The following is an 11,539-nucleotide window of genomic DNA, read 5'->3' as shown; positions in this document are numbered from 1 at the left end:
GACTTAATATGATTGCTGTAATTATTCCGTTTTATAAAATTGATTTTTTTGAAGCATGTCTAGAATCTCTTGCCACTCAAACAGACAGTCGCTTTAAAGTTTATATAGGTAATGATGGCGCTCAGAATAACCCCCTTCCAATTATATCCAAATACACGGATGAACTAGAAATAATCTATCATAAATTTGAAAACAATTTGGGTAACATATCTCTTACCGGGCAATGGGAGCGTTGCATTGCATTGTCTTCAAATGAGGAATGGATAATGGTACTATGCGATGATGATTTACTTTCTGAAAATGTTATTGAATCTTTTTACAATAATCTATCTGATATAGAATGTTTGAAAGTAAATGTAGTCAAGTTTGCTTCACAAATAATTGATAAACATGGAATTGCAATTTCAAAAAAGTATATTCATGCTAGAATTCAAGATTATAAAGATGTCTTCTATGATCGTTTTTTTAAAGGAAATAGAAGTTCACTTTCTGAGCATATATTTCGCCGATGCGCATTTGACAAATTTGGATTCCATGATTTTCCATTTGCTTGGCATGCCGATGATATGGCTTGGTTAGAATTTTCGGAATTCGGAAAAATCTATACCATCAATGAGGCTACAGTATATTTTCGGTCTTCTCCAATACATCTTTCCCGTGCAGGATTTTTATTGGAAGAAAAGAATGAAGTTAGATACCTTTTTTTTCAAAGTGTAATTTTTAAATATTTGCACAAATTTAATAAAGAACAGATCCTAGGCTTATTAAAACGTTTTGAATTAATGACATATTCTTTAAAAAAGGGTAACTTTAATTTTTTGATTCATTTTTTTCCTTTAAAATTAAAGCATGAAGGTATTTATGAGACTCTCAAATTTGTTCGCCGAATAAATTTAAATAAGAAAGGCCCAAGATGAAAAAAGTTTCTATAATCATTCCCAATTTTAATCGGTCGCACCTCATAATTGAAACATTGGAAAGCATTCGAGCCCAAACCTATACAAATTGGGAATGTTTAATTGTTGATGATGGTTCTACAGATAATTCTTTAGAGGTAATTAAAGAGTTTACAGCGAGTGATGTGCGATTCACTCTATTACAACGGCCTGCGAAAAGACCAAAAGGTGCCAACGCTTGTCGTAATTATGGCTTTGAACAAAGCGATGGCTATTATATTCAGTGGTTTGATAGTGATGACATCATGACTACCAACCATATCGAAGAATTGGTATCCGCCATAGCGGTGAATTATGTTGATTTCGCGGTTGGAGATAGCTATAATTTTGAAGTTGGAAAAGGAGTGACAGGAAAACCCTACCAATTTGATAGAAGTAATGCTTGCATTAATGTTAACAGTTTTGGTAAACAGGCAATTGGATGGATAACAGACGATTTTTTAGGAAAAAAAGGGATTTTGGAAAAAACGAAATTTAATGAAACCTTTAAAACAGATGGAGATGAATATAATTTTTTTACTCAATTACTACATGAAAATAGTAAAGGCTGCTTCGTTAACGAGGTTTTGACTTACAGACGTGTTCATGAAACTTCTTTAAGTAATACTTCAAATTTTGCTACTAAGGAATATTCGTATAAAGTAGCTCAAGTAAAAATGATTACATTTTTAGATATTGAGAAATTCAAAAATATAAATTTATTAAAATGGTTCTTATCGGGCTATATGCAATATTCGTTTAGGATTGCCACGAAAAAAGTTTTGCCACCCCATTTTATCAGAGCGTTTCCTAAACTAATTAAATATTTTGGACCTAAGCAATCAGGTCTATTTTTTCTATCAATAATTTCAACCTTTCTTTTTGGTAAAGGATACTATTTTCTAAGAAAAGCCATACAATATTGATGAATAAACTTGTCTCCATAATAATTCCATGTTACAACGATGCTGAGTATATTGAACAAGCGGTACAATCTGCTATGGACCAAACGTACGTGAACAAAGAGATTATTGTTATAGATGATGGTTCAAACAGAAAAACAAAAAACCTTTTGAATTCTCTAAAACATAAAATAGATTTATTAATAAAACAAGAAAATCAGGGTGTGTGCACCGCTCGTAATAATGCAATTGCAAAAGCAAAGGGTTCCTACATTCTTACCTTGGACTCTGATGACTTTTTTGAACCTACGTTTTTAGAAAAGGCAGTGGGGGTACTGGATCAAAATAAGAATATTGGAATGGTTACTTGTTCTGTTAATGTGATTGTTGTGGGGGAAAAGACTACGTATAACCTAAGGCCTTCTGGTACTGATGGTGTTGAGCCATTATTCTTTAATAATTCTATGGGGAGTTGCTTATATAGAAAAATTTTATGGGAGCAAGTCAACGGTTATGATAAAAATTTAAACAAAGGCTTTGAAGATTGGGAATTCAATATTGCAATTACTAAAATCGGTTGGGCCGTTCATGTTATAGATGAAGTATTATTCAATTATAGAATCAAACCAGTTTCAAGAAATAAAACTGCAAAGAACTTTCAGAAAGAAATAAGGCGTTATGTCTTCTTAAAACATAGGGATATTGCTGAGTCAAATTTTGAAAAAACGTTGGATTTCTTTTTGGACGAGATAGAAATGTTAAGAAAGCTTATTCATCAACAGCAGAACTCAGAATCTTTTAGAATAGGACATTTTTTTGTTAAGTTAGGAAAGCCGTTTTTATCAATTTTTAAATAGAATTAGCTTGGCACCATTAATTTCAATAATAATCCCTACCTATAATAGACCTAAACTCTTAAATAGAGTCGTAAATAGCCTGTTAGAACAGACTTTCGAAGATTGGGAGTGTCTTATTATAGATGATAAATCTAAACCCTCCGTTTTTAAACAAATCGAAAAAATAGCAAGTAGAGATGAAAGAATAAAGTTGTTTAAAAATAGCATTAAGAATAAAAATGGGCCTTCTGTTTGTAGGAATATTGGTCTAATCAAAGCTTCAGGAAGCTATATCCAATTTTTTGATGATGACGATACTATGTTTTCAGATATGCTTGAATTTAAAATCAAAGCTATACGATCAAACGACTTAGATGTAGTTATTGCCCCTCTCGCCTTTTTCGATGTACAAAATCAAAAAATAATCTATCAAAACAAGATTGCATCGAATAATTTAATCGAAGATTATATCTTGGGAAAAGTTTCTTGGTATGTTAGCGGTCCTTTATGGAAAATGAAATTTTTAAAATCTAAATTTGATGAAAATATACAGACCCTCGACGATTGGGATTTTAACCTTATGAATATTTATAATCTACCTAAACCTTATTACTTAGACAGACCGTTGCAATATTACAATAGGTATAATACAAAATCTACTTTGAGTACAAAAAAAATAAATAGGGGAACCGTTCAAAACAGCTCTTTATTTTGGACATATCAAAAACATTTCGATATTTTAGAACAAAAGAGAATGCTTGATCCGATTCTTTCAGAAAGGCTTATAAACGTAATCATCGGCTCTTTTCGTGAATCTTTAAAAGAAAACAATAGAATTTCGGTTTCAATTTTCAGATTCCTGTATAGACGTAGGATGTTTTTAAATACAAAAAGGTATTATAAACTAATAATCGGTTACTATAGTTATAAAATTTTTGGTAAGGGGTATCGATTGATTCGATAACGGTGTCCAAATCATTAAGTTAAATACAAGTCGATGTATCCAAGAGTTTCAATAATTATGGCAACTTTTAATAGGGCACACCTTATTGAAGAAACATTGGTTTCTATAAAAAATCAAAATTTTAAAGATTGGGAATGTTTAATAATTGATGATGGTGGAACCGATAATACAAAGGGAGTAATAGAGTCCATTTTACGGAAGGATAAAAGATTCCAATATTTAAGCAGGCCAAATACATACAAAAAACAGATTCCTGGTTGCCGAAATTATGGATTGGACATTGCCAAAGGCGAATTTATTATTTTTTTTGACGATGATGACATCGTACATCCACAAAACCTCGAATTATGTGTAAACGAACTTCTGCACAGCAATTATCAATTTTGCAGGTACAAGAGAGAAGTTTTTACTGGAGAATTTGATTTAAATTTCGATCTTTCTACAAAATACGACACTTTTGAAATTTCTGATTTCGATCTTTATAAAGTTATTGATAATACTTTACAATTCAATTCCTGTCAAGTAATGTGGAGAAAAGCGTGTTTTGATAATATTCGCTTTAATGAAGACTTATTATACGCTGAGGAATGGGAATGTTACGCGCGCATCTTAATGAACCACATAAAGGGTATAAATATTAATAAAACATTATTTTTTGGAAGAAAACACGATGAGTCCAATACTGGGGAATTCTGGGCTAGAAATGATGATAGATTTTATTCTTATAAAAAGGCAATTAAATTAATGGCAAGCAATCTTTTTTTACATAAAAAACTTTCAGACTATTTATTTAAATACCTAATTGGTCTAGCAATATCTTTTGGCGATAAACAATTGATGCAATCTATTTTGAATATCAATAAGAGTAATATTGTACTGAATATTTTTTACAATTTAAAGTATTATATTTTTCCGATAACCAAAAGAGTTAAACTGAGCTTAAAGAAAGTTAAAAAATGAAAATTTTAATCATAGCGCAGGATTTAAGAGTTTCTGGAACAAGCGAAGGCATTGTGTCAAGATCCTTTATCGCAAAACTTAAAAAATGCTATCCAGAAAGTTTTATAAAATTAGTTTACTTAAAGCATTCAAATAGTGATGATAGTTTGGAACTTTTACCTGTTGATGTGTTGGAAGTAAAAAATATCGAGATTAAAATACCTTTTGGCACAAAATGGAAAAATAAATTCTATTGGCGCTTAAAGTATAAATCTCTAAATGAAAAATACATAGTAGACTATTATGGAAAGCTTATTTCGGAGATTGATTATGAGGGAATCGACCATGTTTTCGTTCGAAGTAGCGGTCTTGAATATGAAACTATTTTAGCTTTAAAGGATTTGCCCATTTTAAGAAAAGCGATCATCAATTTTCACGATCCATTTCCTGTATTCTGGGACAATGGATCGAATGCATATCCAACCGGCTTGGAACTTTTTAGGTTCCAAAAAATGTTTGAGGTAGTGAAGAATTCCAAAATGTGTATAACCCCAGCTAATTTATTATCGAAAGATCTCCAATTTTTATATGGCACGGTAAAGCGATTTTTCACATTGCCACACCAATTTGATAGAAGTGTGTTCGATCTTAGTGATAATTCTATTGTCTTAAAAAAGAAAAAAAAGGTAACTATATCTTACCATGGTGCCGTACAGTTTGGTAGGAATATCGATATTCTGCTTGATGCTTATTCAGATTTAATTAGCGAAAATAGAAATATCTTCAATGAAACCGAAATGATATTGAGATTGCGCGGAAGCCACAATAAAAGGCTTGTCCAAAAATATGGCTCAGTGGAAAATATTTTTATACTGGATTGTTTAGATTTTTCAAACTCCGCCAATGAGCAACAGTCTCAATGTGATATTTTTATCATTTTGGAAAACTGCGCGGCGCACAGTAATATTTTGGTTGGTAAGGCACCTTTTTTGGCTTCGCTCAATAAACCTGTTTTGGTTTTGGCACCGGAAACAAGTGAAATGCGAAATGTCCTTACGCAACCAAAATATATAGCTAATTGTGCTGACAAAGGCGAAATAAGGCTTAAGCTCAGAGATCTTATTTTGGCGTGTTTAAATAACGAAACATCTGAAAACCCCTTTGGTGACTATTTTAGCGATGAGAACTTCAAAAATTCTTTGCAGTTAATTTTAAATTCGTCAAATGAATAACCTTTTGCCAATATACCTGTACTCATTTTCATTTAACAATGAATATTCGTTAGAAAACTTTGGCGACCTTATAGGACCGTATATTGTAAAAAAGCTTACGAGTAAGCGAATAGTAGAGATTAAACATCCTTCAATGAGAAGGTATAAACTTTTCATAAAGCATTATTTGACAGTTGGTAGTATTTTAGAAGTGGCAAATAGAAATTCAATTATTTGGGGTAGTGGGATAATACGTAAAAATGATTTTATAAATAAAGGCAAATTTTTATTGGTTAGGGGGCCTTATACTTATAACCGATTACTTCAACTTGGTTATGATGTTCCAAAGTTGTTTGGCGATCCCGCCCTTATCCTTTCAGATTTGTATAAAAAGGATATTAGTAAATCATTTCAATTTGGCATTGTACCACACTACGCTGATACCGAGGTAATTAATAAAAATGTAATACAAAATCAAAAAATAAAAATTATCGAATTACTTACACAAGATGTAGAATCTGTAATAGACTCAATGTTAGAATGCAGTGTAATTATTTCATCTTCGTTGCATGGTGTAATAGTAGCGCATTCATATGGGATTCCTGCAATTTGGATAAAGTTTTCAGACTCACTTGGTGGTGATAATATCAAATTTTTTGATTATTTTGAGTCTGTGGGTTTATATAATTATCCTGAGATTGAATTTAATCTAGAGGAAGTGACTCCCAAATATTTAACTACTTTACTTGAAAAATATAAATCCTTTGCTATACCGAATAATGAAGTAATTAACAACCGTAAAGAGGATATCTATAAAAGCTCGCCCTTTAAATAACTGAATGTATGCGGAAAGGCCTTAATCCACAAAAAGAAGCGGTATTGGTGCAAGGCGATTTTAGCCACCTTGTAGTTATGCCTGTTTACATTCCAAATTTGGTAGACTATTATGCAGAAAGTTTCAAAATTTTACAAAACTGTATCTTATCCCTTAATAAAACGGTACATGCAAAAACTTTTATCTGTGTTGTAAATAATGGAAGCTGCGATGAAGTAGTAGCGTATTTAAACGAGATTTACCAGATAAAGAATATACATGAGGTGATACATACTACCAACATCGGTAAGATAAATGCTATTTTAAAAGGCCTAAAAGGCCATGCCATACCTTTGGTAACCATTACGGATGCTGATATCCTTTTCAAGGAGAACTGGCAGGCGGAAACCGTGTCCATTTTCAATAATTTTCCGAAAACTGGTGTAGTAGGACTTATTCCACAATTCAGAATGTTTACAACTTATAGTGCCAACCTTATATTCGACAGATTTTGGAACAAACGATTGTGCTTTACTAAGGTTGTTAATAAAGAGGCCATGAAGTTGTTTTACAAAAGCATAGGCTGGGATGATACCTACAACAAAGATTACTTAAAACAACAGCTTTCCATAACGGCAAATGGGCTTACGGCTATAGTGGGTTCCGGGCACGCAGTGGCAACATATAAAGGAGAAATCTTTACTGAACTGAACCATCGGAGCTCACGGTTCAAATTGGGAGGTGATTCCGAAACAGAAGTATTGGATATTTCGGTGCTTAAATTGGATGGATGGAGACTGACTACCGAAAAAAATCTCGCTTTTCACGTAGGTAATACATGGGAGTTGTGGATGCAAAAAGAATTGGAGGCACTCTCAGAAAATGATACATTACAAAAAAATGAGTTAAATAATGTAGTAATCAAAAAAAGAATATTTATATATTTTATAAAATCTAAAGTGTTCAAAAAAATATTTAAGACTAAAATATTCTATCGTATATTCCTCCGAAAAAAAGGTTTGTCTAAAGACGTTGCTCAAACATATTGAATACCAAATGATAAAGAAAAAAATCAGCGTATTATTAGCTACTAAAAATAGACTGCCAGAATTAAAGATAACTTTGCTTAATAGTGTTTTTCTATTGGAAGATCCTGCGGTGGAGTTTTTATTATGCAATGATGGATCTAACGACGGAACAAGCGATTATATTTTAAAGAATTATCCTTCTATACGATATTTTGAAAATGAAAATAGTAAAGGAATACATTATTGTCGAAATTTGCTTTTTGATAATTCTAATACGTCTTATGCCATAACTATTGATGATGATGTTAATTTTGTAGAGCAATTTTCAGTTGATGATATTATCTCTTATTTCGAAAATAATCTTAGCTGCGGTATAATTGCGTTTAGAATGTTTTGGGGTAAGCAATTACCAGAAAGCCTTGGGTCATATGATACTAGGGCAATAGTGAAGTCGTTTGTGGCTGGAGGTCATGCATTTCGTTTATGTCTATGGAACAAAATACCCAAATTGCCAAATTGGTTTTTTTTCTATGGAGAGGAAGATTATTTATCTTTACAAATTTTTAAACTTGGTTATTACGTTCATTATGTGCCTAGTTTTTTTGTCCATCATCGTGTAGATTTAACATCAAGAAAGTTGCAAAAAGATTTCCATAAAAGATCTCGAATGTCGTTACGTTCAGGATGGTATTTATTCTTCATTTTCTATCCTCTACAAAATGCAGGTTACAACTTTTTATATTCAATTTACGCTCAAATAAAATATAAATTATGTAAAGGGAATTTTCGTGTTGTACAAACCTTAACTTTGGCATTATTTGATTTGACGATTAATCTTCCAAAAATATTAAAATCTTCCAACCGATTAAGTACTACAGAGTACGATGAATATAATAGCTTGAATGAAAGTAAGATTTATTGGAAGCCAAAAGAATAATATTGAATAAAACTATAACCATAATTCCAGCCCGAGGAAACTCTAAACGGTTTCCGGGCAAGAATCTCCTCAAATTGGGAGAACTATCTTTGTTGGAATACTCCTTGAAATACGCCCGTGCGAACACTGAAATTATACATGAGATATATGTTTCCACAAACGACGATGAAATTGCCACTGTTGCTAAAAATTATGGCGCAAAGGTTATAATGCGGCCTGAAGACCTGAGCGGAGATATGGAGCCTACCGTTACGGCATTGAAGCACGTTTTGGAAACACTCGATTTTGAAGTGGAAAATGTTATTCTTCTTCAGCCCACTAATCCACTTAGACCGGAAAGTTTGCTTAGGGAATGTTTCCAGGCTTTCAAAAATGGTAGGTATGACAGCGCAATGACAGTAACCAGAAATCACCAAAAATTCGGTAAAATTGTGAATGGCAATTTTGAACCATACAATTACAGCTTTGGGCAGCGCAGTCAGGATTTGGAGCCACTTTATTTTGAAAATGGCTTGTTGTACATATCCAAAGCTGAATTGATTTTGGAAGCAAAGATTTTAGGCGTAAAAAACTTGCCGTTTATTGTGGAGCATCCGTACGCGAATGTGGATATAGATACCGAAGATGACTTTAAGTATGCTAACTTTGTATTGCAGAATTATAAATAGCCATGGAAAGATTAGATCAAGATAAAAATATTGATGAAAAAGATTCCCACATGCGCAGGAATGGGTTTGCCATTGCAGGCAGGAAGATAGGAGCAGATTTTCCACCACTGGTTATTGCAGAAATTGGTATAAATCACGAAGGTTCGCTTAAAGTTGCAAAGGAAATGGTAGATGCCGCCAAGCGTGCGGGCGTTGAGGTGGTAAAGCACCAAACCCATATCGTGGCAGATGAGATGAGTGGTGCAGCGAAAAAAGTGATTCCGGGTAATGCAGATGTTTCTATTTATGAGATTATGGAACGCTGTTCTTTAAAAGAGGGAGACGAACGAGCGTTGATGGAGTACGTTCAAAAACTAGGGATGATTTTTATAAGCACACCTTTTTCACGAGCTGCGGCAAATAGACTCGAAAAATTTAATGTTCCTGCATATAAGATTGGCAGCGGTGAATGTAACAACTATCCATTGTTAGAACATATTGCGGCATTTGGGAAACCCGTAATATTGAGTACGGGAATGAACAGTATAGAAAGTGTATCTAAAGCTGTTGCGATATTTGATAAACATAAAACTCCTTTGGCACTTTTACATACCACAAATCTTTATCCAACTCCGATTCATTTGGTGCGTTTTGGCGCGATGATGGAACTGCACGATGCATTTCCACAAAATGTATTTGGGCTAAGCGATCATACCTTAAACAACAACGCGTGTTTGGGCGCTGTTGCTTTGGGAGCTTCAATTCTCGAACGTCATTTTACAGATCATAAACAACGAACTGGTCCAGATATCGTGTGTAGTATGGACGAAACCCAGTGTGCCGAACTTATAAAAGGGAGCAATGAGATCTGGCAAATGCGCGGAGGCACCAAACAGGCCGCCAAAGAGGAAAAGGTTACGATAGACTTTGCGTTCGCAACGGTTTGTAGCATTGCGCCCATAAATAAAGGAGAAAAATTCACAAAAAAAAATATTTGGGTAAAGCGACCAGGAACTGGAGAGATTTTGGCTGAAAAATACAACCATATTTTAGGTAAAATAGCGGCGGAAAATATTGAGAATGATATGCAATTGAAGAAGAAAAATATTGTTGATTTTTAGCACTTCGACCATGCTCAGTGGCCTAAATTATAATCAAAAATGAAAAAAGTAGCCTTTCTTACAGGTACACGTGCAGATTTTGGCAAGATAAAATCGCTTTTTAAGATCCTTCAAGATGATGAAGGATTTGAAGCGCATATTTTTGTTACCGGAATGCATATGATGGAAACCTATGGCTATACAAAAATTGAGGTAGAACGTGCTGGCTTTGGGAATATACATACTTTTTCCAACCACACTTCCGAGGAAACGATGGATTTAACCTTGGCCAAAACAATGCAAGGTTTTTCAGAATTTGTAAAGAATATCGAGCCAGATATGATCGTGGTGCACGGCGATAGAGTAGAAGCATTGGCAGGCGCGCTGGTAGGATCGCTCAACAACATTCTGGTGGCACATATTGAAGGCGGCGAAGTAAGTGGTACAATTGACGAACTTATTAGGCACAGCACCAGCAAAATGAGCCACATTCATTTTGTAAGTAACGATGCGGCCAAAAATAGGTTGATACAAATGGGCGAATTGCCAGAATCAATCGCATCCATTGGTTCGCCAGACGTTGATATTATGTTTTCTGAAAATCTTCCCAACCTTAAAACGGTTAAGGATTATTATGAAGTAGCATTTCAAGATTACACCGTAGTACTTTTTCATCCAGTTACAACTGAAGTTTCAGAAATAAAAGAGCAGGCAAAAGTTTTAATTGATGCGCTCATTAAAAGCGATAAAAAATATGTGGTTATATATCCCAATAACGATTTAGGTAGTAGCGACATTTTGGAAACCTATAAAAGGCTTGACCGAAACAATCATTTTAGAGTTATACCTTCAATACGATTCGAATATTTTTTAACTCTTTTAAAAAATGCGGATTGTATAGTTGGTAACAGCAGCGCGGGAATTCGCGAAGCACCTTACTACGGCATTCCTACCATAAACATAGGCACACGGCAAGAAAATAGAGCTTTGCACTCGCATATTATAAACGTAGATTATGAGGTTGATGCTATTTTAGAAGCTTTGCAGTCACCTATGGAAAAAATACCTGTCGCGGAACAGCATTATGGCGATGGCAAAAGTGCTGAAAGGTTCTTGAAGATTCTTCAAGATGAAAAAATCTGGCAGCTAAACCACCAAAAACAATTCCGTGATATTTGATGCAAAAGGGTTGGATTGATTATTTTGCACCTTGAAGCTGAAAGAAA

At 33.8% G+C, this 11,539-nt stretch carries 12 protein-coding genes; all 12 read left to right on the top strand.

All coding sequences use genetic code 11. The features are described 5' to 3' along the window. Positions 1 to 8 precede the first annotated feature (8 nt). Genes AC3RVF_RS13315 through neuC form a run of 12 tightly spaced genes read left to right on the top strand, consistent with a single transcriptional unit; the run spans position 9 to position 11,492 of the window. Complete coding sequence (locus tag AC3RVF_RS13315; protein ID WP_489693565.1) at positions 9 to 917, top strand: glycosyltransferase family 2 protein; 909 nt, start codon at positions 9 to 11, stop codon at positions 915 to 917. Next, positions 914 to 1,861 (top strand): glycosyltransferase family 2 protein, encoded by a 948-nt coding sequence (locus tag AC3RVF_RS13310; protein ID WP_489693564.1) that lies wholly within the window; start codon positions 914 to 916, stop codon positions 1,859 to 1,861. The genes AC3RVF_RS13315 and AC3RVF_RS13310 overlap by 4 nt, the downstream gene beginning before the upstream one ends. Continuing rightward, complete coding sequence (locus AC3RVF_RS13305) at positions 1,861 to 2,694, top strand: glycosyltransferase family 2 protein (protein WP_489693563.1); 834 nt, start codon at positions 1,861 to 1,863, stop codon at positions 2,692 to 2,694. The genes AC3RVF_RS13310 and AC3RVF_RS13305 overlap by 1 nt, the downstream gene beginning before the upstream one ends. A gap of 7 nt (positions 2,695 to 2,701) precedes the next feature. Then, on the top strand, positions 2,702 to 3,637 hold the full coding sequence (locus AC3RVF_RS13300; RefSeq protein ID WP_489693562.1) for a glycosyltransferase family 2 protein: 936 nt from the start codon (positions 2,702 to 2,704) through the stop codon (positions 3,635 to 3,637). Positions 3,638 to 3,694: 57 nt separating this feature from the next. Then, positions 3,695 to 4,597: a glycosyltransferase family 2 protein gene (locus tag AC3RVF_RS13295; RefSeq protein WP_489693561.1), complete on the top strand. Its 903-nt coding sequence runs from the start codon at positions 3,695 to 3,697 to the stop codon at positions 4,595 to 4,597. Then, complete coding sequence (locus AC3RVF_RS13290) at positions 4,594 to 5,808, top strand: glycosyltransferase family protein (protein WP_489693560.1); 1,215 nt, start codon at positions 4,594 to 4,596, stop codon at positions 5,806 to 5,808. Before AC3RVF_RS13295 ends, AC3RVF_RS13290 begins: the two co-directional genes overlap by 4 nt. Further along, positions 5,801 to 6,622: a polysaccharide pyruvyl transferase family protein gene (locus AC3RVF_RS13285; protein ID WP_489693559.1), complete on the top strand. Its 822-nt coding sequence runs from the start codon at positions 5,801 to 5,803 to the stop codon at positions 6,620 to 6,622. The genes AC3RVF_RS13290 and AC3RVF_RS13285 overlap by 8 nt, the downstream gene beginning before the upstream one ends. An 8-nt stretch (positions 6,623 to 6,630) precedes the next feature. Further along, the gene (locus tag AC3RVF_RS13280) at positions 6,631 to 7,650 is read left to right on the top strand and encodes a glycosyltransferase (protein ID WP_489693558.1); all 1,020 of its coding nucleotides are present in this window, start codon (positions 6,631 to 6,633) and stop codon (positions 7,648 to 7,650) included. A gap of 7 nt (positions 7,651 to 7,657) precedes the next feature. Continuing rightward, positions 7,658 to 8,566, top strand: a complete 909-nt coding sequence (locus AC3RVF_RS13275; protein ID WP_489693557.1) for a glycosyltransferase family 2 protein — start codon at positions 7,658 to 7,660, stop codon at positions 8,564 to 8,566. Between the two features lie 2 nt (positions 8,567 to 8,568). Then, complete coding sequence (locus tag AC3RVF_RS13270; RefSeq protein WP_489693556.1) at positions 8,569 to 9,234, top strand: acylneuraminate cytidylyltransferase family protein; 666 nt, start codon at positions 8,569 to 8,571, stop codon at positions 9,232 to 9,234. Positions 9,235 to 9,284: 50 nt separating this feature from the next. Then, positions 9,285 to 10,334: an N-acetylneuraminate synthase family protein gene (locus AC3RVF_RS13265; RefSeq protein WP_489693661.1), complete on the top strand. Its 1,050-nt coding sequence runs from the start codon at positions 9,285 to 9,287 to the stop codon at positions 10,332 to 10,334. 39 nt (positions 10,335 to 10,373) lie between these two features. Beyond that, positions 10,374 to 11,492 carry a UDP-N-acetylglucosamine 2-epimerase gene (gene neuC / locus AC3RVF_RS13260; RefSeq protein ID WP_489693555.1) on the top strand — a complete coding sequence of 373 codons (1,119 nt, stop codon included), beginning with the start codon at positions 10,374 to 10,376 and terminating at the stop codon, positions 11,490 to 11,492. Positions 11,493 to 11,539 lie beyond the last annotated feature (47 nt).

The sequence above is a fragment of the Aequorivita sp. IT1183 genome (assembly GCF_058068265.1).
The sequence above is the reverse complement of the archived record's forward strand: the minus strand, read 5'-3'. Positions and strand labels throughout refer to the sequence as shown.

Coding starts and splice junctions, on each gene's coding strand:
- AC3RVF_RS13265 (WP_489693661.1), top strand. CDS start 9,285: ATGCGCAGGAATGGGTTTGCCATTGCAGGCAGGAAGATAGGAGCAGAT.
- AC3RVF_RS13280 (WP_489693558.1), top strand. CDS start 6,631: ATGCGGAAAGGCCTTAATCCACAAAAAGAAGCGGTATTGGTGCAAGGC.
- AC3RVF_RS13305 (WP_489693563.1), top strand. CDS start 1,861: ATGAATAAACTTGTCTCCATAATAATTCCATGTTACAACGATGCTGAG.
- neuC (WP_489693555.1), top strand. CDS start 10,374: ATGAAAAAAGTAGCCTTTCTTACAGGTACACGTGCAGATTTTGGCAAG.
- AC3RVF_RS13310 (WP_489693564.1), top strand. CDS start 914: ATGAAAAAAGTTTCTATAATCATTCCCAATTTTAATCGGTCGCACCTC.
- AC3RVF_RS13315 (WP_489693565.1), top strand. CDS start 9: ATGATTGCTGTAATTATTCCGTTTTATAAAATTGATTTTTTTGAAGCA.
- AC3RVF_RS13290 (WP_489693560.1), top strand. CDS start 4,594: ATGAAAATTTTAATCATAGCGCAGGATTTAAGAGTTTCTGGAACAAGC.
- AC3RVF_RS13275 (WP_489693557.1), top strand. CDS start 7,658: ATGATAAAGAAAAAAATCAGCGTATTATTAGCTACTAAAAATAGACTG.
- AC3RVF_RS13285 (WP_489693559.1), top strand. CDS start 5,801: ATGAATAACCTTTTGCCAATATACCTGTACTCATTTTCATTTAACAAT.
- AC3RVF_RS13295 (WP_489693561.1), top strand. CDS start 3,695: ATGGCAACTTTTAATAGGGCACACCTTATTGAAGAAACATTGGTTTCT.